Here is a 23,761-nt window from a genome sequence, read left to right as displayed (position 1 = left end):
TTTTCTCCTACCTTGGTTAGCCCTTTAGTGAGGGAGCAATTCCGAAAAGCTGACGGAAAAAGTCAATCAAATCATTAAAATAGATAGCGACAATGCCGTAAAAAGTCTGTCCTACCGGAGTAACTGCCAAAGAAATTGCCACAGCCCCCACCCCTACTAGGGCGAGTAGCAAAGTTTGCCAAGTAGACACCCGTGGTTGATATAACTGAGATACTCCCTTGGCATCGACCAGTTTTGACTCCACCCGAAGGCGCGTTAGGAAGGTAGATGCCATTCCGGAGCGCCCCTTATCCAGGAACTCTACCAAGCTCGCATGGGTTCCCAACGCCACAATCATTTCCGCATCTTTATCATCGGCAAGCAGCATAGCTACGTCCTCGGAAGTTCCGGTAGCCGGAAAAACCACATGGGGGATTCCTTCTCTTTTTAACCGTTCCGTACCGGGAGCTTTACCATTCCGGTAGGCATGCACCACGATTTCCGCACCGCAACGTAGCGCCTGGTCAGATACAGAATCCATATCGCCAATAATCATATCGGGGGTGTATCCCTGTTCCAAGATGGCATCGGCTCCCCCATCTACCCCCACAAGCACCGGTTTATATTCACGAATATAGGGTCGCAAAGAACGCAAATCTTCTTGATAATGGTATCCCCGCACTACGATTAGGGCGTGTTTACCGGCAAACTTGGTTTTTACCTCGGGAACCCCCACCCCGTCTAGTAGTAAATCTCGTTCTCGGCGTAGATGTTCCATCGTATTAGCTGCGAACGCCTCTATCTGAGTGGATACTCCTTTTCGAGCTTCTTCTAAATCGGCGGCAATAGTGCCGGGAGTTTGTTGAACCCCCTCGGCAACTAACTGTCCGTTTTGGAATACCGAATTGCCCTCGATAGTTACCTTGGTTCCTTCCTTAAGATTCATAATTCTGGAACCTAAATCATCAATTAGGGTTATTCCTGCATCAACGATGATGGAAGGACCCATATTGGGGTAGCGCCCAGTAGTGGACTTGGCAGCATTAAGCACTGCACTAGGAGCCGCTGCTACCAGGGTTTCCGCAGCTATCCGGTCAATATCCGCATGGTCAATAACCGCGATTTCACCGGCTTGGAGTCGCTGAGTTAGATGCTTTGTTTTCTTATCAACTCGCACCCGCGAACTAGAGGCTAATGTTGCCTCTCGCAATTTGCGTCGCTTAAAAATACCCACGCAATAACACTACCCCAGGCGACAGCTACTAATCAGTTCCCGTGCATGGTCAAGGGCAGATTTAGACTGAGCTTTCCCGGCAAGCATCCTCGCAATTTCTGCTTCCCGTTCCTCGCCGGTTACTTCCCTCACCCCGGCCTGGTTGCCTGTTTTCGTAACTACCAGCTGTTTATCAGCCCAAGCTGCCACTTGCGGCAGATGAGTTACCACTATTACCTGGGTATGCTGCGCTAGGCGAGCCAGGCGTTCTCCAACAGCCAGCGCGGTTTGCCCTCCGATACCGGCATCGACCTCATCAAAAATAAAAGTTGGAGTGTCTTGGGATAGACAACGCGTAGCTAAACTTACTTCTAAGGCAAGCATAATTCGCGATAGCTCTCCCCCGGAAGCTCCTTGGGATACCGGTCTAACCGGCGCTCCTTTAGCTTGTCGAAGCCCAAATACCACCTGGTCATAGCCATTTATGCTGGGATTTGGAGAGCTTTCAACCACGATTTCAAAACCGGCATTTTGCATTTGCAATCCGCCCAGTTCCTTTGCAACTTTCTTTTGTAGCTCTTTTGCCAGTCTCTGGCGATTTCTGGTAAGTTCACTGCCTAATGTTTGCAGCTCGCTGCCAGTTTTTTCCAACTCTTCTCGCAAACGCGTGCCCTGATTATTTGGACCGGATAATTCAGTCAGTTTCTGACGCGCCATTTCAGCCCAGCTAAGCCAACTATCTAAATCTTTAGCGTAAGGACGATAGGCATTACGCAACTGAGAGAGTCGAGATTGGGAGCTATCTAATTCACTAGGATCTGCCTCTAAATCACTCAGATACGCGCCTACCTCGGCAGATATATCCATAATAATGGCGGAAACATCGCGAAGTCCTTGCGCGAACTGTAATAGTTCTTCATCGCTTTGACCGCCACGCTCTAGAGCCTGAACTGCCGCCCCTACCAGGCTGGCAGCATCTTTTCCATCGCCATCAGAGCCGGAAAGATAACTGTAGGCACGACTGGCAGCTTCTCGTAAATCCTCTATGTTGCCTAGCCGTTCAATTTTTCGTAACAGTTCATCTTCTTCACCAAGATAGGGCTGCAGCTTTTCTTGCAGACCAAGCCCCTCTCGCAGCCTAGACACTTCCATTTCTCGTGCCTGCTGCTGATTTTCCCACTGCTCAAGGTCTGCTTTCAGTTGTTGCCATGAGTGATACTTTTCCCGGAACTGTTTTAACAGTTCCCGATGACCGTCTTGACCATAAGAGTCCAGCAGAGCTAATTGCCTAGAGCCTGTCCGTAAGTTGAGCTGCTCGGCTTGCCCATGGATAGTAACCAGCTCTCCTCCGATTTTGCTCAGTATTGCGCTGGGAACCGTGCGTCCGCCTGCGTGAGAGCGAGAACGCCCTTTAGCTCGCACCGTACGCGCTAAAATAATCTCGTCCTCTTCAACGATTCCGCCCGCCTCGATTACCGTCTGTGCCGGTGCAGACGCTAGGGCTGAGGTAAAAATCCCCTCTACCGCTAACTCGGTTTCCCCATAGCGAACCAGGTTAGAGTTAGATTTTTGTCCTAACAATAGTTCAATTGAGGAAAGTACCATAGTCTTCCCCGCCCCTGTTTCTCCGGTTAGCGCCGTAAAACCAGGTGAAAACCGTAACTCGGCCTGGGATATTACCCCTAAATTAGTGATAGATAGCTGGTCAATCATGGCTTACCCCAGTGAACGCCAGCCTTTAACTGGAAGTTGGAATTTATGCACCAAACGCCCGGAAAATGGGGTATCAAGAATCCGGGCTAACAACACCGGAGCTTTGCCTTTAGTGGCGTGCACTATTGAAGCAGGAGGTACTTTGTGACAGTGGAGACCATCGAGCCACAGCTCCATGGAACTACGCTGATCGGGTAGTACCGATATTTCCAGAGTGGAATCAGGAGAAACCACCAAAGGACGAGTAAATAGACCGTGCGCCCCCAAGGGAGAAACCACCATCGCATCTACATCGGGCCAGACAATGGGACCGCCAGCAGAAAAGTTATAGGCGGTTGAACCGGTAGGGGTGGCAACAATAAGACCATCAGCCCCATAGGTGGTTATACCGCGCTGATCAATTCCTAATCCTAAGTGCGAAGGATGGGCACGGTCAGTAGACATAATCGCAGCTTCATTAAGCGCCCAATCAGTGATTTTACTGCCGTCAGGAAGAGTTACGGTTACCTCTACTGTCATCCGTGGTTGCACCGTGTAGGAGCCAGCAACTATATGGTTAATGACTTCTGAGATTTTATCCGGTTCTACTTCGGTTAAAAACCCGGTATGCCCAAGATTAATTCCAATTAGGGGTACTGCTTGAGTCCGGGCGGGGCGGGCAGCTCCCAGCAAAGTACCATCTCCGCCGAGGGCAATAACAATTTCAACGGAGCCATCATAGCCTTCATCTACCGGAGTAATCCCATGGTTGCGAAGCTCAGCTGCCACTTTATCAGCAGTTTCAGCCAACTCAGGTCGTGAAAGATGCCGAATCACCATTACGTGGCGTTCACTCATTGGTTTCCTCCTTTACCTGTTCATCTAGATTATTGCCTGGTTTAGCAGCTGGGCCCGCAGCAATCGCAGCCTTTACCATGTCTTTAATCTTTAGATTACTAGGCATGGCCACCCCGCGCCCTAAATATATAAAGTATTCAACATTCCCAGATGGACCAGGCAATGGTGAGGCAGCCACCCTTTTCAACCCTAACCCGTTTTCTGACGCTGAGAGGATTACCCCCATAACAGTCCTAAAATGATCTTCCAGGTCACGCACTACGCCCCCGGCTCCTAGTTTCTCGCGCCCTACCTCAAACTGCGGTTTTACCATCAGCAAGTATTCTGCATCAAGGGTAGAGGCACTTACCAGAGCGGGTATAACCAGTTTCAAGGAGATAAACGACAAATCCCCTACTATTAACTGGGCGGGTTCCCCAATTTCTTGCGGATCTAGGTAACGAATATTGGTACGATCATGGACTTCTACTCGCCGGTCTTGTTGCAGCTCCCAACGTAATTGACCATAGCCAACATCCACCGCCACTACCGAACTTGCACCCCGGCGTAATAGGACATCGGTAAAACCTCCGGTAGATGCCCCCGCATCGAGGCAACGTTTACCCGCTATCTCCGGGGCGTCCTTGCCCAATATATCGAGGACGCCCGCCAGCTTATAGCCGCCTCGGGAAGCATATTCCACCTGCGAGCTTTTAACCACTGTTATAGCCTGAGCCGGATCGATTTGCGAAGCCGGTTTAGAGATAACCCTGCCGTCAACACTGACTCTACCAGCAGTAATAATCTGGCTAGCGTGAGAGCGGGAAGTAGCCAAATGTCGGCGCACTAACTCTCTATCTAGCCGCCGCAATCTACCCACTGCTATTTCCTTTCTATCTGCGCACTCAGGGAATCTAAGGTGGCAGATAGTTTTGCAGCTGTTTGCTCCAAGTCGCTTAAAGTAATCTGCGGATAGATACTGTCAGGGTCTTTCGGCCAGTCAGCCATCTGCTTATCGATATCTGTTTTTCGAGCCTCCAGCTCTAAATCTTCCGATGAATCAGAAAAACTATTGATCGCACTCATCATCAGTCTCATCTGCGAGTTTTACATCTTCCGAAGAAAAAGAATCCTCTAAATCCTCTTTTTCCTCGAAAGCCTGCGAATCTTGCATTTTGTCTGACTGGGCGTTCTCTTCTGCCTCATCAGATAGCTCCTGATTGGGGTTGTCAGTTTCCCGCACGACCTCAAGATCTGGAAGGTGAACAAATATCCCCTGGTCACGAGCTTCCCAAACCGCTGCCACTAGTGCGCGGTAATCTTCAAGACTGAGCACCGCCCCATTATCAACCGGTTGCCCATCACGCAGCACCCGTCCATCTTCGGCCACCATAAAGCCGACCGATTCTCCGCTGGTCCACGCTCCGGTAGGTTGATGAACTGGACCTGGGTGCGGTCGCATCAGGTCAGTTAAATCAAGACCCAGGTAGGAGGGACGCCTATCCGGGTGAGCGAGAGCCACAGCTTTTGCATCAGAAACGCCGGTAAGCACATGCAAACTGAGCATATCGGCGGCTACTGCTCCCGCAATATCAGTATCGAGCCGGTCACCTACCGCGAGCGGTTTGGTAGCTTGCGCTCTACCGGCAGCTTTGCGATAGATTCCGGCAAAAGGCTTGCCAGCGGCGAAAGGTTTTTGCCCGGTCGCGTGCTCTACGGCTGCCACTAGAGAACCGTTTCCTAGGGCGAAGCCTTGCTCGGTAGGCAAAGTGGCATCTAGATTAGTGGCAATAAAGAGTGCACCATTATTTATTGCATAGGCAGCCTGCGACATTTGTTCCCAGCCCACATTCGGGCCATAACCTTGAATAACTGCTACTGGCTGCTCGCTAGCCTCGGTTACTACCGTAAATCCTGCCTCGGCAACCGTGTCTGCTAACGCCTGAGTGCCGACTACCAACACTTTTGATTCCGGATCGATTTTGTGGCTAAGAATATCGACCGCATCCATCGCGGCAGTCATCACTTCACTCTCTTCAGCAACAATTTGATGAGAGCGCAATTTATCCGCAACTTGTTGTGGGGTTCGCGAAGCGTTATTGGTTAGGAACTGCACTTTAAGACCGATTTTCCGCACCATCGCTAAGCCTTCGGCTGCTTTGGGAACGTCTCGACTTCCGGTGTAGCAAACTCCATCCAAATCCACTAGGAGCACATCCGCAGTCTCTACTAAAGGCTTGCGACTGCCATGTAAATCCGAAGGAACGTAGGGGTTATCCGCTTCTAAAACTTCCTCTAAATCAACAATTGCAACCGTGTCAGGTACTTCAGGAGTCTCTGCTTCTACCTGCTCGGCTTCGTCCTCGCGTCCTATTTCCCGTAATAAATCAGCTTTATAGGAAAGAATCCTAGCCAGAAGAACTGGTTCGTCAGGCTGGTATTTATCCAAGAAATTATTTAGCAACACTAGCGCGGCATCAGATTCACCTAAATCGTGGCGCGCACCTGCCTGCACAATCACGAGTTCTACCAAATCAGAAAGGTTGAACGAGGACGTGTCGGTTTCGGCAATTATCTCTAGGGCTTTCTCGGGTTTACCTAGCCCACGTTCACAGTCAGCTTCGATAGCCCGCAGACTGTCGGTTCCATTTAGACGCCGAGCCGCCCGTACCTCCCGGAGAGCTTCGCTATATTTACCACATCCGTAGGCTGCGAGGGCAGCTGCTTCTCTCACTGTCCCTATCCGTCCGGCGCGGCTAACCGCAGCGCGCGCATGAAGATAGGCTTCTTCGGCATCTACATCTAGTAGTGAACCAGCCATTACCAAATGGCGAGCCACTTTTTCCGCATTGTCGGGGTCTAGAGAAGACAAAGCTACTCTAGATTCACGATCTAAGTCAGAGGCTTTAACTGCCGGAGGAATTTTAGGTTCATTTTCATGACGCCATTCTTTAGCGCGGTAACGAGAATCACGCACTCCATAAGAATGCTTACCGGTTCGCGAATCTTGCCCCTCACGTTCGCGACGTTCGTCACGACCTCCGTCAAAACGCCGCCCACCGCGCCGGTTTCCTTGTTCAAAGCCGCGAGCATTATTCTTACCTGACCCCCAGGAGCGACCGGAGCGTTGTCCCCGATGTCCTCTCTCACCGCGTTCATCCTCGCGCCCTGCGCGGTAACGGTCGGAGCGATCGTTACGATCATAGCGGGATTTTCCACCCCGCGAATCATTCCATCTACCGTTGCCACGAGCGTTTTGACGATAGTCACCTTCGGATTTTCGGCTGCCACTGTAGCCGCGCGAATCGGAATGAGCTTGCCCTGAGTCCGAGCGCCGGGGGGAGGAATCATGCCCTGCCGATTGAGAGCGACGCTTGCGCCATTGAGGTTCGCGCCTAGAGCCATATTGATTGAAGTTTCCCAACTCTAATTCCTTTTCGCCATTTATCTGTTTCATCTATTTATTAGTTTCTATTCTAAACGCAAGCCCTAGGCAAGAGTGCCTTCAAAAAGTTGTCTATCCTCACTATTTCGTGGTTTTTGTCTCCGATACGTTCCGGTACAACCTGGCAAATACTAGCGTTCAATACCGTAACTTAGGCGAGGATTTGTTCTAGCTCATTCAGAATGGTTTCCGGGGTAAGTTTGGAACTTTCAAGCAAGCTATCGCGAGAATCAGTGGGTAAGAATGCCCTAGGAATTCCAAATGATTTAATCGGGGTGAAACAGTTCTCTTGGGCCAAGGTCGAACGCAGCAGCGCCCCTACCCCGTTGGTTACTTCCCCGTCCTCGATAGTCACGACTAAATCAGCCAGTTTTACCTGCTCGCAAAGCGTAGCAGAAATTGGAATTACCCAACCGGGATCAACGCATTTTACTGAGTACCCCTCTTGAGTAAGACCTTGGGAGACTTCCAGGGCGGTATTAGCCATAGCTCCAACGGCTACTACCAATATCTGTTTCCCCTCACCTGAGTGCTGATACAACACGTCTAGGTCACCGATATGAGCCTTTGCCGGTATCTGCGGAGGTATTGAACCTTTTGGATAACGCACGATTGTGGGAGCGTCCTCTATCGATACCGCCTGACCTAATAACTTTCGCACAGTAGCGGCATCTCTGGGAGCAGCTACGCGGATTCCGGGAACCATAGCGGCGATTGCCAAATCCCACATTCCGTTATGGCTAGCCCCGTCAGCTCCGGTAATACCCGCGCGGTCTAGAACCACAGTTATCCCCTGCTTATGCAGGGCAGCGTCCATCAAGAGCTGGTCAAAGGCGCGGTTAAGGAAGGTCGCATAGAGGGCGATAACCGGGTGACAACCGGCAAAAGACAGTCCGGCTGCCAGAGTCATAGCGTGTTGCTCAGCGATTCCCACATCAAAAACTCGGTTAGGGAACTGGGTACGGAATGGTTTCAAACCTACGGGTTCCATCATGGCAGCCGAGATACCCACAATTTTAGGATTACGCCGCGCCAAACGAACAATCTCTTCCGCAAATACCGCCGTCCAGCCAAAACGTTCTTTCTTTACCGGCAAGCCGGTTTCTGGATGAATCGGACCAACTGTATGGAAATGATCAGCATCATTTTTTTCGGCAGGAGTGTAGCCACGCCCTTTTTCTGTAATCGCGTGCACGATTATCGGACCGGAGAACTCTTTTGCACGTGCCAAAACAAACTCGGTGGCAACAATATCGTGTCCATTAACCGGACCGGTGTATTTAATACCTAAATCATTAAAAACAACCTTGGGGGGAGTAATTAAATCCGCCATTCCACGTTTAATTCCATGCAGCGCATCATAGGTGAGTTCTCCAGGTTTTCCCCGCGACTTTAGATGCTGTTTTCCCCAGCGTAACGCCCGCTCATAGGCGGGTGAAGTCCGCAAAGCATCCAGGTGATGAGCCAGTCCCCCAATGGTGGGCTCGTAGGAACGACCATTGTCATTTACTACAATGATTAGGCGCAGATTGGGATGTTCAGCGATATTATTGAGCGCCTCCCACGCCATACCTCCGGTCATAGCGCCGTCACCAATCACTGCCACTGTATAGGAGTCGTCTCCTTTTAGGGCTTTAGCTTCCGCGATACCTTGCGCCCAGGAAAGTGCAGTCGAGGCGTGTGAGTTTTCTACCACATCATGCGGGGATTCAGCCCGGCTGGGATACCCAGAAAGTCCCGTAGCGGTACGCAGGTCGGTAAAATCTTTCCGTCCAGTGAGGATTTTATGTACGTAACACTGATGCCCGGTATCAAAAATAATGGTGTCAGTGGGAGAAGAAAACATTCTATGTAGGGCAATAGTAAGCTCCACTACCCCCAGATTTGGCCCCATGTGACCACCGGTTTTTGCCACATTCTCCACTAGGAATGACCGGATTTCCCCAGCCAGATTAGTTAGCTCTAGGCTGGAGAGTTTTTTTAAGTCTGCCGGGTTGTTTATCCGATCAAGAATTCTTGCCACCCAGCTAGTCTAGTCATATTTTGGATTTTTGAGGGTGCAGATTGCTTTGAATGCCACTTTTGCGCCCCGCTTTTCCATGTTTTGCCCTTTTTTGTTCTGGGTATTTTTCAAAAATAAACGGTTCCGATTGCTTAATCAGTTTCGATTGCTGCCGATAGAAAATATCTATTTCACTACTTGCGTTTATTGAAGCTAGCGCGTCACACTAAAACTATGGCTCCAGAGCGCTCCCGGTTTTCAAGTTTTATTGCGACTTCGCTAGCTGGTCTCACTGTGCTTTCAATTGTTTTAGGTATAGCAGTGGGACTGGTTTCAGTGGCGTTTCATTATCTAATTAACGGCTGGTCTTATCTGATGACTGGCTTTAGCGATTACCCTGCTCACGCGGGGGATGCCCACGGATTTTTAGGGCTGTCACCGGTTTTTATCATTGCGGTTCCAGTAATTTCAGCGCTGCTTTATTCTCCGGTGGTAGAGCATTTTACGCCCGGTTCACGCGGTCATGCCGTCCCGGAAGTTATGTTTTTCGTCCGCCGCAAAGGCGGGAGAATTCCTGGACGCAACGCCCTAGTCAAGTTATTTGCGGCTTCTTTGACTTTGGGAGGAGGGGGAAATGCCGGGCGGGAAGGGCCGATTGTAATGATTGGGGCGGCTATTTCTTCTTGGGTAGGCACCCGGCTGGGCCTTAGCAAACAACGCCTGATGTTCCTGTGTGCCTGTGGGGCGGCTGCGGGGATTGCCGCTACTTTTAATGCTCCCCTGGCTGGTGCTTGTTTCGCCGTGGAACTAATTTTGGGGGTGCTTAGCGCCGAGTATTTTGCTTTCATTGTTTTTTCTTCGGTGTCGGCTTCACTGGTTGCGCAACAGTTTTTCCCTAATCAAGCCAGTATTCCTTTAGGTCAGTCTTTGGATCTTTTTTCCCATAGCGACTATATTTTGGTGACTATAGGGGCAGTGGTTGCTGCTTTAGCCGGGATTGCTTTTAGCAAACTGTTATACCTGGTTTGGGACGGCATCAACTTGCTTTACCACGGGAAAGACTGGTTTCGTCCGGTCGTTTGTTCTTTACTGCTCGGTATTTTCCTTTATTTTTTCCCGCTTCTTTACGGCACAGGTGAGAGTGTCCAGTTGCGAGTATTATCAGGCGATTTCCCAGTCTGGATGGTTTTGGCTCTATTGGGAGGACGGGCTTTGGGGGCTTCGTTCACGATTAGTATGGGAGGTGCTGGCGGGGTATTTGGCCCTACCCTGTTTGTGGGGGCGTGTGCGGGAGCAGCTTTCGGACAGGTGGTTCAACCTTGGTCGGCTTCTTCGACAGCCATTTATGGAGTAGTTGGGATGGGGGCGGCTTTCGCGGCTGCCTCCCGTGCACCCCTAACCGCGGTGTTCATTATTATCGAGATGACCAGGCAGTATTCTCTAATTTTACCGATGATGCTGGCGGTAGGGATTGCCACCGGGATTTCCCTATTTATGACCCGCTCAACAATTTATACCCAAAAATTACACCGCCGCGGTGACCGGCTGTCAGACCCGGTGTCGGATACTTTATTGGGGCGCTCCACCGCATCGGATCTGATGCACGAACCGCCTCAGCTTCTAAGTCAAGAGCTTACCCTCGCTCAGGCGGAAAGAGCCCTGGAAAATAGCGGAGAAACCTCCTTGGCGGTGGTAGATTCTCAGGGGGAATTCCAAGGCTCGGTGAGTGCCCTGCTGCTCGGGCATGAGATCGACAAACGCGGCGAGGATACGCCTTTGAGGGACATCTCCTTAACTGCAGCTTTCTGCACCCCCACTGAGCTCCCTAGTCAAATCCTCAAAGAGCTGGTAGAGTCCTCACTTTCGAACCTGCCGGTGGTGGGACGCTCCCAAGAAGTCTTGGGTTATGTACGAGGACGCGACCTAATCGTCAAGCTTTACCGGCAGCAAACCCGCGCGCTTAACCAACGTGAGCTAGGCGACTCCCTGGGGTGTCGCATTCGTAAGCGCTGGAGGAATCATCGCCACCACCGCTAACGATGCAACTCTCAGAAATAACTCGCACAACCAAAATCCAGGGTGGCAAAAGATGCGAGAGGGGGCTTGATTCGAGCGAAGCAAGAATCACCGGGGTCCCCCGAGCGCTTTTGCCGCCCCGGATACTACGCAATCGACTTAGATTCCTAGCGATTTGCACATTATTTGCTTTATTGAAATCCGCTATAGCAACGAAACTCTGGGCACGGTAAAAGATGCGAGAGGGGGCTTGATTCGAGCGAAGCAAGAATCACCGGGATCCCCCGAGCGCTTTTACCGTGCCCAGAACATTACATTTATTGCGTTATCAGGCAACTAGGTTGCGCAGTACGTATTGCAGGATGCCTCCGTTGCGGTAGTACTGGGCTTCACCGGGAGTATCGATTCGCACGGTGGCGTCAAACTCTACGACGGAACCATCAGTATTAGTCGCGGTCACTTTCATTACCTGCGGAGTTACCCCTTCATTGAGTTGGGTAATCCCGCTAATATCGAAGGTTTCAGTCCCGTCTAGGCCTAGGGAATCTGCGCTTTCGCCCTCGGGGAATTGCAGTGGCAGGATTCCCATGCCAATCAGGTTGGAGCGGTGAATACGTTCAAAAGAGCTAGCAATTACGGCTTTTACCCCCAGCAACAGTGTCCCTTTGGCGGCCCAGTCACGAGACGAACCAGTACCGTATTCTTTGCCGCCGAGCACTACCAAGGGCACGCCGGCCTGGGCATAGGACACCGAAGCATCATAGACCGGTACTACCGGAGCATCGGCTTTGGTGAAGTCCTTGGTGAAACCGCCCTCGACACCATCGAGGAGCTGGTTACGGATGCGGATATTAGCGAAAGTGCCGCGCATCATTACTTCGTGGTTACCGCGCCGCGAACCATAGGAGTTAAATTCGCGCCGTTCCACTCCGTGGGAGCTTAGGTATTGACCAGCCGGAGTCTTGGACGCAAAAGCACCTGCGGGAGAAATATGGTCGGTAGTTACCGAATCTCCTAGTTTCAGCAGCACCTTAGCTCCGGAAATATCTTGTACCGGATCCGGGGTTTCCGGCATTCCTTCAAAGAAAGGCGCCCGGCGTACATAGGTGGAATCATTGTCCCAGGCAAAAGTGGGTGAATCGGGCACCTCCAGCGATTGCCAACGGTGATCCCCCTCGAATACGCTTCGGTAATCTTGCAGATACATATCGCGATCGATAGCTTGACCAATCGCTTCTTCCACTTCTTCGGCAGCGGGCCAAATATCACGCAGGTAGACGGGATTCCCGCGGTTGTCCGCTCCCAGCGCCTCGGTTTCGAAATCAAAATCCATCGTTCCCGCCAGGGCGTAGGAAATCACCAGGGGCGGAGATGCTAAGTAGTTCATTTTCACATCGGGGTTAATCCGCCCCTCAAAGTTACGGTTACCAGAGAGCACCGACACCACGGTCAGGTCGGCGTCCGCTACTGTGTTGTGTACTTCCTCGGGTAGCGGCCCGGAGTTACCGATACAGGTGGTGCAACCGTAACCGACAATATCGAATCCCAGCTGTGACAGATAGGGCATCAGACCAGCTTTTTCGTAGTAGTCGCGCACTACTTGAGAGCCGGGAGCCAGCGAGGTTTTCACCCACGGCTTAGGCGTTAGTCCCCTTTCAGCGGCGTTCTTGGCGAGCAAACCGGCCGCCATCATCACCGACGGATTTGAGGTATTAGTGCAGGAAGTAATGGAGGCAATCACCACGTTGCCATGATCCATTGCTATTTCTTCCCCACTACCCAGTTTCACCTGGGTGGGGCGGGTAGGACGCATCAAAACCGGATCAATGGTGTTATCGCCCGCCACATAGTCGGGCAGAATCTTCTTGAAGGAATCTTTGGCCATTGCCAGTTCAATGCGGTCTTGGGGACGCTTCGGACCGGCGATAGAGGGCACTACCGTGGATAAATCTAGTTCCAGATATTCACTGTAACGTGCCTCGCGTGAGGGGTCCTGCCACAGTCCTTGCCGCTTTGCGTATTCGCGCACGAGGGCGCAGGATTCTTCACTGCGACCGGTCAGGTGCAGATAGTCAATAGTGACTTCATCAATGGGGAAGATAGCGGCAGTAGAACCGAACTCGGGAGACATATTGCCGATAGTGGCGCGGTTAGCTAGCGGAACCGCCCCTACGCCCTCGCCATAGAACTCTACGAACTTGCCGACTACCCCATGGTCACGCAGCATTTGAGTGATGGTGAGCACCACATCGGTGGCGGTAGCGCCAGGCGCGATTTCGCCGGTCAGTTTAAAGCCCACTACCCGCGGAATCAGCATTGACACTGGTTGGCCGAGCATGGCGGCCTCGGCCTCTATCCCGCCAACACCCCAGCCGAGGACGCCCAGACCATTAACCATAGTGGTGTGGGAGTCGGTACCTACCAAAGTATCGGGGTAAGCCAGCGCGCCGTCCTCGTCCTTATCGGCGAATACTACCCGCGCCAGGTATTCGATATTTACCTGGTGCACAATCCCGGTTCCCGGAGGTACTACCCGGAAGTTTTCAAACGCGCCCTGTCCCCAGCGCAGAAATTGGTAGCGTTCCTGGTTGCGTTGATATTCGATGTCCATGTTTTTTTCCACGGCATCTTTAGAGCCGAATACATCGATTTGCACCGAATGGTCAATTACCATTTCTGCTGGTACTTGCGGGTTAATCAGGTCAGGATCTTTACCTAGTTTCACGACTGCATCCCGCATTGTTGCCAAATCGACAACGCAGGGAACACCGGTGAAGTCTTGCATTAAGACGCGTGCCGGGCTGTACTGGATTTCTTGACTGGGCTGGGCATCTGGATTCCAGTTTGCAATCTGCGCGATCTGCTCTTTGGTGATATTTTCCCCGTCCTCGTTACGCAGTAGGTTCTCTGCCAGGATTTTTAGGGAGTAGGGTAGTTTTTCAATGCCGGACACCGCTTTTAGGTCATAGATTTTATAGCTCTTATCACCGACTTTTAGCTGGGTTGCCGCGCCAAAGCTATTTAAACTCATTACTTCCTCCCGCCCGGAATCAAAATATTTTCTCTTGACATCAAGATACTTTGCGCAGCTATCGAAAGCTAGTGCGCCCTACAACAAGCACCGTCCTTGAGAACCAATGAGGGACGCCCTTTGACCGTCACCCCACTTTAAAGTGCAAGAACATGAACGGGGGTCGGGCAATAGCTACCGCCATTACCCGACCCCCGTCCTGGTAATCATTCCCCAAAAGTAAGGGATTTATAAAAGAAAATACTTATCTAATTTTTACCGCCTTTGTAGTAGGCAGAGCCAAAATCTCTCTTTTAGGATTCAATATCGGCAGCGCTCCCCCACCCGTTTTCTCCCTTGGGACGAGCCTCAGGGTGCATAATCAAATACTTCAAGGTAGCAACCACCTGCCGGGCGCTATACCCATGGAACATATTGTCTTTACCACCTTTGGCGAACTGAATAATCGTATCCAAAGTCATGTAGTGGTAGTGATCGTAATGAGGAATCACAAAGCGCTGTTTTTCATGGTCATACCGGGTGGCATGGATGACATTTCCGTAAGTAATGTACTTTAAGGGCACAATCAGTTTCGCTTCTACCTCGTCATAGGTGAAACGTTCATCTTCATCAATCGGCGAAGTATCTTTCGGTTTTTCTTCCTGATATTCCGTAATTTTAATATCGGGATATAACGCGGAGGGATCCGTATAACTAATCCCCTCGTGTCCATCGGCGAAGTGCAGATGCCAATGGTCACCGTGGCGTTCAATTCTTACGACCCGTTCCGGATCATTGGGGTCTTGTTTTCCACTTCCCGGTTTAGGCTTTGGCTTTGGCTCTGCTTCCGGCTTTGGGGTCTGCTCCTTATCGGGCTTGCTTGCATTTGCGCTACCGGAGTGCGATCCGCTGTATTGCCCTATCTTGATTCGCGGGAACACCTTGGCGGGATTATCGTAAGTAATAAATTCCTGCCCGTCCTTGGTGTAGGCATGATAGTGATCTCCATGTTGCAAAATCTTCACGATTGGCAGTTTCGCCAGCTGCTGCAAGGAAACGACCGACACAAAAGGCAGTTTGCCTCCCGGAGCCGGTTTAGTATGGCTACCGGTCGTTCCTTTGTTTCCTTTTGAGCTAACTGCTGGGTTAAAGGGGGAGGACGGGCCTGCTGGACGCGGTGACCAGACGCTAGGTACGGTTACTCTCCCGCTCCCATGGCTGCCGTTATAAGTTCCGACTGCAACCCCAGGATATAAAGAGCGCGGATCACTATAGGTAATGAACTCTCGACCATCAGCAGTGTAAACATGGTAGTGATCGCCGTGTTTCAATATCTTTACTACCGCATTTGACGCGAGAGAGGACAGTTGAGAAGTGGAAACTACTTTGGCAGCTCCTTTTAAGTGACCAGCATTCTTTGCTTTTGAAGGGTCAGTGTAGGTAATGATTTCCCGACCGTCCTTAGTGTAGACGTGCCAGTGATCTCCATGCTTCCTGACTCTTACGATCTCATTGTTAGCAACTTCCGCATCTACTAACACTTCCGTGGTTTCATCTTGCTTATATTTGGGCTCTTTTGGTTGCGCAGTCGTTCTTCCCGCAGCAGAGATAGCGCTCCCTCGGGATTGAAGTTCATTGCCACCTCTAAAAGCCAGCCCCAGCGCAAATGCGCTTGAGGTAAGCACCAGGGTTAATGCCACTGCAACCCCAATTATTACTTTATTAATTTTCATTTTTCTCCTTACTTTTTGCGAAACACCAAGGCTGCTAACAGCCCGAATACGGATATGAGGACGATTACCGCGCCGGGGCGCAGGTTTTGGTAGTACGAGATAATTAGCCCCGCGTACACGAACACGAGGGAGGCTCCTATCGAAACTAGGAGCGTACCGCGATAGGTTTTAGCCAATTGCATGGCGCAAATTGAGGGGATGACCAGGATAGAGGAGACTATTAGCGAGCCAATGGTTTTGGCAGCTACCGAGACTGACAGTGCCACCAGCAGGGAGAACACAAAGTTCAGCTTTCGAGAGTTAATCCCCAGCAATCTGGCAACTTCAGTATCAAATAGCGTGAGATAAAGGTGGCGGTACAGGAGTTTGTAAATAACTAAAACTACCACTCCCACCCCCAGTACCAGATATAACTCGAGGTCACCGAGGGTTACTATCGACCCAAATAGATAGGTGGTGATAGCGCTAGAGCCACCGGAGAAACTGGTGAAAATCCCCGCCAGACCGATTGAGGCAGCCAAAATAATGACGGTAGATATTTCTTGATAGGCACGCAAACGAGCCCTAAGCGCCTCCACCCCTAAAGCAGCAATTACGCAGGCTACAACCGAGCCTACTAGGGGATTAAATCCGAAGGCTAACCCAGCGGCCACTCCCGCGAGGGAGGAATGAGAGAGCGTATCGCCCATCATTGACAGGCGTTTGAGCACAATCGGTAATCCGATTAGGGGTAAAAGTACTGCCAGGATGGTTCCTACCAGAAAAGCGCGCTGCATGAAGTCATAGGCAAGCAGATTCACCGGCACTCCTTTTATATTCTTCCAGCTGGAGGCGAGTTAGGACTCCTCTTTCAAGGCGGTAGGCTTCATCTAGGAAAGAGACGGCTTCCGTTAGATGATGGGTAATCATTAGGACGGAGTTGCCGGCTAGGCATTGCCGGCGCAATATCTGATACAACTCTAGGGAGAACTGCTGGTCTACCCCACCGGTTGGCTCGTCAAGAAGAATTAGGCGCGCCTGTTTCAGCAGTGCCACTAGCAGACCTACCCGCTGCAATTGCCCGCCAGATAGTTCACTTAGCCGATGATTTTGCACCGCCGTTAGCCCCACGTTTTCCAGTAATGCTTCCGGGGCTGTTTTCTGTTTGAGCTGCGCTAAATACATCTTGAGTAGTTCTTTAACCGTGGTGGGAAAATTTCGGTATCTGCTGACAGCTTCTTGGGATAGGTAGGCGAGGTCGCGATAGTGATTATCGGCGCTGAGCGAATCTTCAAACAGCCGGATTTGTCCTGTTTCTGCTTTGAGTTTTCCGAGGATTAGGTTCATCAAGGTGGTTTTTCCGGCGCCGTTTCCCCCTACTATCGCTGCAAATTTTCCGGCTGCCAGCGAGAGATTAACTCCTTGTAAGAGCGGATATTCTCCGTAGGTAAAGTGGAGTTTTTCTATTTCCAGTACGTTACTCATCGGAAGGATTCCATCAGGTTAGTGAGGTTTTTTTGCATTAGCCCGAGGTATCCCAGGTTTTCTTCCTCTTTAGTTAGGTGCTCCATGGTGTAGAGGGTTCCGGTTTTCGCTCCGGTAGTGCGCGCTAGAGTTTCTGCGACTTTCGGAGTGGCTTTCCCTTCAAAGAAAATGGTGCTGATTTGATGCTTTTTAACGAATTCAGCAATCGTAGCCAATTGGTTAGCTGAGGGTTCGTCCTCGGGAGAGATTCCGGTGACCGCTACCTGTTTTAGTCCATAGTCGTCCGCCAGATAGTTAAAGGCGGCATGGGAGGCAACAAAGTAGCGTTTTTCGGCAGGGATTTTAGCTATTTCCTGTTGGAACTTTTTATCTAGCGCCTGGAACTTTTCTTGAGCTTTCTTTAGATTATCCCGGTAGTAGCGGGCATTGTCCGGGTCGATAGCACTTACTTTTTCGCAAATAGTTTGCAACTCGATTTGCGCATTTTTTACGCTCAGCCAAGTATGAGGGTTGATTGCGGTGTTGTCAGTGCGCGCGGCATCTTTGTTTTTTAGCAGCGTTAGCCCTTGCGATAAATCAAGGAATTTTTCGTCTTTCCCTATCGCTTCGCGTAAATCTGAAATAAAGCTTTCCATGCCGGCTCCGTTGTAAACAATCAAGTCGGCTTTAGATAGTTCTGCCCGCTGGGCAGTTTGCAGTTCAAAATCGTGAGGTTCCTGAGAACCCGAAATCACGGATTTTACCTCCATTTTGTCACCCACGATTTGTTTACTCAGGTCGGCCACTGGGAAAAACGTGGCATACAGGAGGGGTTTTTTCGACTCAGATTTGTTGCCCACATTCGCGCTTTGAGAGTTGGTTGCACATCCGGCCGTAGACAGCAGAAAAACGGCGGCAATGACGGAAGACACCAGCGCCTTTAGTCTATTTTTTTGCACGATATTCCTAACGGTTCTCTAGTTTGATTTTCACTGACTTTTACTTACCCACTAATCTTAACGGTAATGAGAATGGTTATCAATTTAGGAGAGTTGAGGATACTCACAAACCCGAGAACGAGATTGCGCCACTTCCTCACTACCGCCAATCGTCGGCACAGAATACCGCCAATCGTCGGTGTGAATTACGGCCAATCGTCGGAACGGATCACCGCCAATCGTCGGAAAGCAATGGTAGAATCAATAATTAGATAGGCAGTGAAAGTAGAAATGGGGCGACTGAATTGAGGAAGTACAGAGAGAGAATTGCTGACGATATTTTAAAGAGGAAGCTGGAGGGCAAAGGTGCGGTAGTGATTGAAGGTCCAAAGTGGAGCGGGAAGACCACCACCGCAGAACAGATTGCTGCAAGCGTTCTATATATGGACGACCCGGAACGCAAAGAACAAAATATTGCCATGTCAGAGCTAAATGCGAAGAGATTACTACAGGGAAATACCCCTAGATTGATTGACGAATGGCAACTTGCTCCAAAACTTTGGGACACAATCCGTTTCGAGGTTGACCACCGTAACGAACTTGGACAGTTCATTCTCACTGGTTCTGCTGTTCCAGCGGACACCCAGGAAATTACCCATTCCGGTACTGGACGCTTTACTTGGCTAACAATGAGACCTATGAGCTTGTATGAATCAGGGGATTCCACAGGTGAAGTCAGCTTGGGAGACTTATTTGCGGGAATGTCAGAAATTGATGGCGGCACTACTCTAAGTATTGACCGTCTGGCTTTCCTTGCGTGCCGTGGAGGATGGCCACAAGCGGCTGATATGCGCGATGAGATAGCTTTAGATCAAGCTATTGATTACTACGACGCTGTTGTTCACTCCGACATTAACCGCGCTGATAACGTACAAAAGGATGCCGAGAGAGTTAAACGCCTTATGCGTTCCTATGCAAGAAATCAAGGAGGTCAAGTACCAAATACCGTACTTGCACAGGATATTTCTATAAACGAAGCAGCTGCTATCAACGAGGAAACTGTTGCCTCTTATGTTAATGCACTTCGCAAAATCTTTGTCGTAGAGGATTTACCTGCTTGGAATCCTAATTTGAGATCAAAAACCGCTATTCGTTCTGCCGACACGCGCTACTTTGTAGACCCTTCTATTGCGACAGCAGCTTTGGGAATAGGGCCAAACGACTTATTAAATGATTTAAAGACTTTCGGATTTGTATTTGAGACACTCTGCATCAGAGACTTGCGCGTTTTTGCTGATAGCCTCGGAGGGAAGGCTTATCACTACCGAGATAAAAATGAACAGGAATGCGACGTAGTTATTCACTTAAGGAACGGCAAATACGGTCTCATTGAAATTAAACTTGGTGGCGACAAGCTAATTGAATACGGTGCAGAGACTTTAAAGTCAATGGAAGCAAAAATCGATACCGGGAAAATGAATACTCCATCTTTTCTTATGGTTTTGACAGGAACCGGCGACTGGGCTTATCGGCGCAAAGATGGCGTTTATGTAGTTCCTATTGGTTGCCTAAAAAACTGAGAACAAAATATGAATCCTGTTTTTAGCCTTTTTCGTTTCCTGGGATTAAATATATTTTTTATCAAAACATAGCTATTACGTTTGCAAACTACACTCACCCGTAAGATTAAAAGCCAAATCGCACTCAAAAATCGCAGGAAACAGCTTAATCCTTCTAACCATAGAACCGCGCCCCCTGCTATACAAAGACAAAAATACCCATATCTAATAAACCCTTGACAGCAAAGCAACACACTCGAAATGGTGGGTGTGGGGGAAGAGGTCGTAGGACTGTAAGGACGTAATCTGGTAGCCGTGGGATACGGCGACTTTTAGGTCGCGGGCTAACGATGCCGGATCGCAGGCTACGTAGATAATCCGCTCTGGCTCTAGGTTTGTCAGCGCCGCCATCACTTTTTGTCCCGCACCGTTGCGCGGCGGATCCATTACCACCAGGGGCGGCGTCCTCATATTGCCCGCATAATCCGCGAGCGCCCGGGCATCTACCCGCCCAGCTCGAACATCAATACGTCCAGGAACTCCCGAAAGATTCTTGCGCGCCATTTTCACTGCCGTCTTTGAACCCTCCAAAGTAGAAAGCCGTCCTCCCCTGTCCAAAATTTTAGCCAGAGGACGCGAAAACAGCCCCGCGCCCGAATATAGTTCCAGGATTTCTTTCCACTGCCGGTTTCCGGGCGTCAGCAGAGGCTCACTATTCTCGCTCGCCGCGGCGCTCCCACTCTCCTGGGCGGTGTCGGCACCCTCGCCGCTTACCGCATTTCCTCTCCCCTCTCCTGGAGCAGAAAGCGCCGCGCTACCTGGCTCGCAGTCACTACTAGCCGCCGCGATTACCTGTTCACACAAAACCCGTGCTGCTTCGCGGTGTGCTTGCCAAAACCCATCTGGGGCAACCTGATATTCCCCGAAGCCAGAAACTGTTAAACGGATACTTTTCTCATTAAGGGCGTACCCGTCCTCGTCAAATAGAGTACGCCCATCCCATACCCGCAGCCCTCTCGCACTCGCCCAAGCCCGGATGCGCCCGGAGGGCACAAGCACCTTGCCCCATAAATCCGGGTGTCTAAATAGGGACGAGTCACTAATAACTGAATCGGCTAGGGGGAAACTGGTAATCTCTTGTAGCTCTTCCCCGCGGAATTTAGTCATCGCCAACCGCCCGGCACCACTAACCTCAAAATCGGCGCGCAAACGGTATCTCAGACCGTCTTCGCCACTAGCCTCCTTGTCGCCGCTAGCGTTATCCACTCTCTCACCGCCCGCGGCTTCTGCTACTGAATCACCGGCCTGAGTACCCGCGCCCACGCAGCCACTACTCACGCCTTGGCAGCTCAGCTCTCCCCCACTGGCAGCCGCCGCTTGCGCGTAAACTTCCTCGCCCCCTAAGCGCCGCAAGCAATCCGCCAGCACCTCAGCCTTCCAGGTGCGTTGGTAAGACAGTTTTACGTGACATAAATCTGCCCCTCCAACCCCGCCAGGGCCTGCCGATGCCCAAATAGGTTCACGGCGGTGCGGGGAACTTTCCAGTACCGCGCCCACCTCAGCAAAAATAACTTTGCCTTTTTTAGCGACCGGAACGGCTTTTACCTGCTCGCCCGGCAGTCCGAAACGCACCATATAGGTTTGACCGTCCTGGTATGCCAGGCAGTAACCGCCATGCACGGGGCGTAATAACCGCAGAGTAAGTTCATTCATAGTTAAAGCTCAGCAGAAAAATCGGGTTGAGTGTTCTGGTGATAGCGATCTTTTCGGTCATTGCGACTCTGTTCTATCCCCCAACCCCCGTGGACACTATCGAGCCAGGGCAAATGCCCATCGTCGCCCATGAAAGCTCCTTTAGTTAAATCTTGCGGACGACCTCTAAACACCGGGGATGAGTGACGGTATTCTTCGGGAGGACGCAAAGGCTCAACTCCAGCCCGCAGCGCTGCCCGTTCTAAGCTATCAGACAGGTTCCAAGGAACCAGCACCACCAGCACCCCTGGTATATCCCGTAGCTGGCGGCGAATATGCTTGGCAGAGCGATTATGTAAATACTTTTGCCAAGGATATTTCACCAAGTAGAAGGGGATATAAACCGTCACTAGGTCGCGCGGACAGCGCCGACGCAGCGATCGGATATGTTGCACTAAAGGACCATTTATGTCGCGGAAAGGCGAGGCCAAAACGGTAAGCGGGATTTCCAGCCCACTGGCAAGCCAGTTTTCTTTAAGGCTGTTGAACTCTGCGGAATCAATATCTACGTGTACTAACGATAATGAGGACGGGTGTGCGGCACGGGCATACGCAATCGCACGCATCGTGGGTTTATCCAGTTTAGAAACCAGTACCAGGCTTTGAACCCGCGAGGGCATCGCCCGACCGGCTTCGTAATCAGTAACGGTTATTTGCTTACCGGAGTGCCGATAGTAGCTACCAATCGACCATAACAGCAAAAACACCACTGCCATCAGCGCTAACGCCACCCAGGAGCCGTAGGTAAAACGAGAAAGAGTTACCACCGCAAGTACGGTTGCGGTGCAGATAAACCCAATTGCGTTTACTATCCAACGGCGACGCAAAACTTTTCTACTCTCCTTAAAGGTGCGAATCCTGAGTTTAACTTTCCAATATCTAAGCATTCCCAGCTGCGAAACAGTCAAAGAAATAAACACACCCACTATATACATGTGGATTAACTTGGTGGCGTGGGCATTGGTTACACAAATCAATACTGCTGCCAACAGGGCAGGTAGGAAAACCGAAAGCGAGATGGAACGCCTATCTCCCCGTCGAAAAAACTGCGGAGGCAAGAATCTGTCGCGTGAAAGTACCTGAGTCAGCTGGGAGAACCAGTTAAAAGCACTGTGAGCCGCAAAAGCTAATATCAAGGCGGTAGTGGCAGTAACCAAAAAAGCGATGAGCGGGACAGAAGTAAATACTGTGTCGGCTAACTGTGAAATTACCGGGGGAATCTCCCTGGTAGTTAGGTGATTATCAGGGGGAAGAATCTGAGAATCAAAAGCAGGAACCTTAACTCCCGTAACTTTCGCTAGGTGCAGGACGCAAAGCATCATAGTGGCACTAATCAGCCCGAACAGCACCAGGGTGATTCGCGCGTTTTTAGGACGCGGTCGATTAAAAGCCGGAACTGCGTTACTAATCCCTTCAACTCCGCTCAAGGCGACGCACCCTCCGGAAAATGCGCGCAGGAACAGCAGCACTCCTCCTAATCCCGTAAGTCCTGCCTGATAAGGCTCAAGTGGCATGATCTTTAGTGACGCGCTGGCAGCTTGCCCTAGCGTTCCCATCCCCTCTTGCACTAGCCCGAAAACCGCGAGCAGACCGATAGCCCCCATAAACAGATAGGCGGGGATAGCGAATAGCCGCCCAGACTCGCGCACCCCCAACAGGTTAAGTACAGTCAATAGCGCGACCATGCTTAAAGCTACCCCTATTTGATGGTCGCTAAACGCGGGAACCAACGCCGAAAGATAGTGCGCACCTACCGTTGTTGAAACCGCGATAGTTAAACAGTAATCAACGAGCAAGGCGCTAACCGTAACCAAGGCAGCTGAAAGTCCCAAATTTTCCCGCGAGACTTCATAGTCTCCCCCTCCGCTAGGGTAGGCACGTACCACTTGCCGATAAGAAATAATTATTATCGCCATCACCGCAAATACCGCTAACCCCACCCATAGCGAAATACCGGATGCAAAGATTCCTCCCAACCCTAAGGTGAGAAGAATCTGGTCGGGGGCATAGGAGACAGAAGAAAGCGCGTTAGTAGTGAAAACCGGCAGCGCGTAGCGTTTTGGTAATCCGCTATCAGCAGCGGACTGCCCAGTATCTGCCTGAGATTTGAAACGGTTTTGCATACCTTTCACCTCCCGATCA

16 protein-coding genes are annotated in these 23,761 nt (G+C 50.8%); 2 read left to right on the top strand and 14 right to left on the bottom strand.

What is annotated here, in order from left to right; genetic code table 11:
- Positions 1-16: 16 nt before the first annotated feature.
- From steA to dxs, 7 genes are all read right to left on the bottom strand, one after another.
- Positions 17-1,213 (bottom strand): putative cytokinetic ring protein SteA, encoded by a 1,197-nt coding sequence (steA, locus tag PG728_RS02530; protein ID WP_270625605.1) that lies wholly within the window; start codon positions 1,211-1,213, stop codon positions 17-19.
- A 9-nt stretch (positions 1,214-1,222) separates the two neighbouring features.
- Positions 1,223-2,905, bottom strand: coding sequence for a DNA repair protein RecN (gene recN / locus PG728_RS02525; RefSeq protein ID WP_270625603.1), 1,683 nt, complete (start codon positions 2,903-2,905; stop codon positions 1,223-1,225).
- Between the two features lie 3 nt (positions 2,906-2,908).
- Complete coding sequence (locus PG728_RS02520; protein WP_270625601.1) at positions 2,909-3,742, bottom strand: NAD kinase; 834 nt, start codon at positions 3,740-3,742, stop codon at positions 2,909-2,911.
- Positions 3,735-4,601, bottom strand: a complete 867-nt coding sequence (locus PG728_RS02515) for a TlyA family RNA methyltransferase (RefSeq protein ID WP_270625599.1) — start codon at positions 4,599-4,601, stop codon at positions 3,735-3,737. The genes PG728_RS02520 and PG728_RS02515 overlap by 8 nt, the downstream gene beginning before the upstream one ends.
- A gap of 2 nt (positions 4,602-4,603) precedes the next feature.
- A complete protein-coding gene (locus tag PG728_RS02510) occupies positions 4,604-4,810 on the bottom strand; it encodes a hypothetical protein (RefSeq protein WP_072509419.1) in 207 nt (68 codons plus the stop codon).
- Positions 4,791-7,178, bottom strand: a complete 2,388-nt coding sequence (locus tag PG728_RS02505) for an HAD-IIA family hydrolase (protein WP_270625596.1) — start codon at positions 7,176-7,178, stop codon at positions 4,791-4,793. Before PG728_RS02505 ends, PG728_RS02510 begins: the two co-directional genes overlap by 20 nt.
- A 139-nt stretch (positions 7,179-7,317) precedes the next feature.
- Positions 7,318-9,189: a 1-deoxy-D-xylulose-5-phosphate synthase gene (gene dxs / locus PG728_RS02500; protein WP_270625595.1), complete on the bottom strand. Its 1,872-nt coding sequence runs from the start codon at positions 9,187-9,189 to the stop codon at positions 7,318-7,320.
- Between the two features lie 213 nt (positions 9,190-9,402).
- On the opposite strand from dxs, the gene PG728_RS02495 reads away from it, so the two are divergent.
- Positions 9,403-11,205 carry a chloride channel protein gene (locus PG728_RS02495; RefSeq protein WP_270625593.1) on the top strand — a complete coding sequence of 601 codons (1,803 nt, stop codon included), beginning with the start codon at positions 9,403-9,405 and terminating at the stop codon, positions 11,203-11,205.
- A 307-nt stretch (positions 11,206-11,512) separates the two neighbouring features.
- On the opposite strand, the gene acnA is transcribed toward PG728_RS02495, so the two are convergent.
- The 5 genes from acnA to PG728_RS02470 form a co-directional block, all read right to left on the bottom strand.
- Positions 11,513-14,215 (bottom strand): aconitate hydratase AcnA, encoded by a 2,703-nt coding sequence (acnA, locus tag PG728_RS02490; protein WP_270625590.1) that lies wholly within the window; start codon positions 14,213-14,215, stop codon positions 11,513-11,515.
- Between the two features lie 293 nt (positions 14,216-14,508).
- Complete coding sequence (locus PG728_RS02485) at positions 14,509-15,927, bottom strand: hypothetical protein (RefSeq protein WP_270625589.1); 1,419 nt, start codon at positions 15,925-15,927, stop codon at positions 14,509-14,511.
- An 8-nt stretch (positions 15,928-15,935) separates the two neighbouring features.
- A complete protein-coding gene (locus PG728_RS02480; RefSeq protein ID WP_270625588.1) occupies positions 15,936-16,733 on the bottom strand; it encodes a metal ABC transporter permease in 798 nt (265 codons plus the stop codon).
- Positions 16,708-17,391 (bottom strand): metal ABC transporter ATP-binding protein, encoded by a 684-nt coding sequence (locus PG728_RS02475; RefSeq protein WP_024059114.1) that lies wholly within the window; start codon positions 17,389-17,391, stop codon positions 16,708-16,710. Before PG728_RS02475 ends, PG728_RS02480 begins: the two co-directional genes overlap by 26 nt.
- Complete coding sequence (locus PG728_RS02470; RefSeq protein WP_072509414.1) at positions 17,388-18,329, bottom strand: metal ABC transporter solute-binding protein, Zn/Mn family; 942 nt, start codon at positions 18,327-18,329, stop codon at positions 17,388-17,390. Before PG728_RS02470 ends, PG728_RS02475 begins: the two co-directional genes overlap by 4 nt.
- A gap of 284 nt (positions 18,330-18,613) precedes the next feature.
- Here PG728_RS02470 and PG728_RS02465 point away from each other — a divergent pair, with 284 nt between their 5' ends.
- A complete protein-coding gene (locus PG728_RS02465) occupies positions 18,614-19,888 on the top strand; it encodes an ATP-binding protein (RefSeq protein ID WP_270625586.1) in 1,275 nt (424 codons plus the stop codon).
- 204 nt (positions 19,889-20,092) lie between these two features.
- On the opposite strand, the gene PG728_RS02460 is transcribed toward PG728_RS02465, so the two are convergent.
- Both PG728_RS02460 and PG728_RS02455 read right to left on the bottom strand, forming a co-directional pair.
- Positions 20,093-21,580 (bottom strand): class I SAM-dependent RNA methyltransferase, encoded by a 1,488-nt coding sequence (locus PG728_RS02460; RefSeq protein WP_270625585.1) that lies wholly within the window; start codon positions 21,578-21,580, stop codon positions 20,093-20,095.
- A 2-nt stretch (positions 21,581-21,582) separates the two neighbouring features.
- Positions 21,583-23,742, bottom strand: a complete 2,160-nt coding sequence (locus PG728_RS02455; RefSeq protein ID WP_270625584.1) for an APC family permease — start codon at positions 23,740-23,742, stop codon at positions 21,583-21,585.
- Between the last annotated feature and the right edge of the window lie 19 nt (positions 23,743-23,761).

The sequence above is a fragment of the Varibaculum timonense genome (assembly GCF_027694345.1).
In the GTDB taxonomy this organism is placed as follows: domain Bacteria; phylum Actinomycetota; class Actinomycetes; order Actinomycetales; family Actinomycetaceae; genus Varibaculum; species Varibaculum timonense_A.
This window is presented reverse-complemented; position numbering and strand designations above follow the sequence as displayed.

Bases quoted from the DNA above. Each gene is read 5' to 3' on its own strand.
- recN (WP_270625603.1), bottom strand. From the start codon at position 2,905: ATGATTGACCAGCTATCTATCACTAATTTAGGGGTAATATCCCAGGCC.
- PG728_RS02520 (WP_270625601.1), bottom strand. From the start codon at position 3,742: ATGAGTGAACGCCACGTAATGGTGATTCGGCATCTTTCACGACCTGAG.
- PG728_RS02510 (WP_072509419.1), bottom strand. From the start codon at position 4,810: ATGATGAGTGCGATCAATAGTTTTTCTGATTCATCGGAAGATTTAGAG.
- PG728_RS02505 (WP_270625596.1), bottom strand. From the start codon at position 7,178: ATGAAACAGATAAATGGCGAAAAGGAATTAGAGTTGGGAAACTTCAAT.
- PG728_RS02495 (WP_270625593.1), top strand. From the start codon at position 9,403: ATGGCTCCAGAGCGCTCCCGGTTTTCAAGTTTTATTGCGACTTCGCTA.
- acnA (WP_270625590.1), bottom strand. From the start codon at position 14,215: ATGAGTTTAAATAGCTTTGGCGCGGCAACCCAGCTAAAAGTCGGTGAT.
- PG728_RS02485 (WP_270625589.1), bottom strand. From the start codon at position 15,927: ATGAAAATTAATAAAGTAATAATTGGGGTTGCAGTGGCATTAACCCTG.
- PG728_RS02475 (WP_024059114.1), bottom strand. From the start codon at position 17,391: ATGAGTAACGTACTGGAAATAGAAAAACTCCACTTTACCTACGGAGAA.
- PG728_RS02460 (WP_270625585.1), bottom strand. From the start codon at position 21,580: ATGAATGAACTTACTCTGCGGTTATTACGCCCCGTGCATGGCGGTTAC.
- PG728_RS02455 (WP_270625584.1), bottom strand. From the start codon at position 23,742: ATGCAAAACCGTTTCAAATCTCAGGCAGATACTGGGCAGTCCGCTGCT.